This window comes from uncultured Agitococcus sp. (genome assembly GCF_937920075.1).
Taxonomy (GTDB): domain Bacteria; phylum Pseudomonadota; class Gammaproteobacteria; order Pseudomonadales; family Moraxellaceae; genus Agitococcus.
In genome coordinates this window covers 1-1,513 of the sequence record NZ_CALETI010000016.1, presented here as the reverse complement: position 1 = coordinate 1,513, position 1,513 = coordinate 1, and the positions used below count along the sequence as shown (strand labels likewise).

1 protein-coding gene and 1 pseudogene are annotated in these 1,513 nt (G+C 42.7%); both read right to left on the bottom strand.

The window, feature by feature from the left end; translation table 11 throughout:
- Positions 1 to 211: pseudogene (locus Q0212_RS00445) on the bottom strand (HK97 family phage prohead protease); the annotation flags it as partial.
- On the bottom strand, positions 211 to 1,434 hold the full coding sequence (locus tag Q0212_RS00440; protein WP_297920640.1) for a phage portal protein: 1,224 nt from the start codon (positions 1,432 to 1,434) through the stop codon (positions 211 to 213). The gene Q0212_RS00440 and the pseudogene Q0212_RS00445, both read right to left, overlap by 1 nt.
- Positions 1,435 to 1,513: the final 79 nt, after the last annotated feature.

Here is a 1,513-nt window from a genome sequence, read left to right as displayed (position 1 = left end):
TACCACTGGCAATCAAGTCAGCAAATGCACCTTTTTCAAAGCGTTCGCCGTGGCTGTTAACGTTTGCCCATGTCACTGCATAGCCTTCAAACTTATATGGCTGGCCGTCTTGAGATGGAGGCGTAAAACGTAAAGCAATTGTTTGTGGTGCAGCACGACGATGTTGCACGTTTGGTGCTTGTTTACGTTGACGTACATTTAAACCAAACATTAAATAATCTCCTCTTTGCCGCGTGTTGGCACGACTGCAAGTATTTTGTCGATAGTAGTCATATTGCTTGGCACAAGTAATTGGTCACCGTTTGGTTTTGGTTGACGACCTTCACTTTTTCGCGCCTCATTGGGTGTCATAAAGCCAGATAAAACTTGTTTTGCTGTTGACTCGATACGGTCTTTTAAACTGGCTCTTAAAATAGCATCAGCTTCAAACTCTAATTCGTAAGAGTCCCACTCGGTACGTGGTAACAGGTTGACAATCATTGATATTTCGAGCTTTTCTAAATAAGTCCGTAAAACAAATTTATAAAAACCGCTAATAATCGAATCAATACCACTACCCCAGACGGTAGAGGCCGACAAATCATTGACTAAAACACTTGGTACACCAAAAAAACGGCATATTTCTTCTAAAGTAAAACGGCGAGTAGCTAATAATTCTAAATCTTCTGGTGTTAAACTTATTGCCTGCCACTTCATGTTACCGCCAAGCACTGCAATTTCGGTTTGATCACCATTCATTAGGCCGCTTAGTTCTTCGCGTAAATCAGCACGCTGTTCTCTAGTAGGCCAATTTTCAGTTAACAATGTACCAGTCGGCTTTGCACCGTTTGACATTAAGTCAGTAACTTTGTCATCACCTGCCAAGCCTACTCCGATTGATTTTTTAGCTTGAGCCAATGGCGACAAACCAATTAGTCCGTTACCAAATAAGCGAATGTGCCAAACTTCAGCCTCGGTTAATTTTTTGCGTGTGCCGTCTAGCTGAGTCCAGTGATAAATCATGTCACCGTTGGCCAACAATTCAGGCTCAATGCTACCGCTATTTAAAACCTGTAAACTGACTAAACGCTTACCCATATAACCAAGCAATACGTAAGCATTACCACTAGACACAAGGTTAAGCATGAGTTGTTCAAAAAATTCTATGCGTGTTTGTCGGCGATTAGGACGGTGTTTAAGCAATTTAATTAAATCGTGATTCTTTTCAATTGTGCGATTACCGTCTGCATCAAGTTTGTACATATTCAGTGGCAGGCTAGACACGGTCTCAGCGAGTAAACGAATACACGCAAACACGGCACTGACAGTCATGGCCGTATCAAACGTTACAGGCTTGGCTGTTGTGCCTCCGCTTGTACTTGCATACTGACGACCGCGCTTGGGTTCGGCAGGTGCGTACCCAAACCATGCGGCAATGTTAGTCCAAACGGTCATCTTTTACTCACTCTCACAAAATCGCGTAAATAATCATCCATAGCGGCATCACTACTATTATCTAAGCTGCCAACTTCAT

What these genes read in the sequence shown, in the direction of transcription:
- Q0212_RS00440 (WP_297920640.1), bottom strand. Translation starts at nt 1,434, where the DNA reads ATGACCGTTTGGACTAACATTGCCGCATGGTTTGGGTACGCACCTGCC.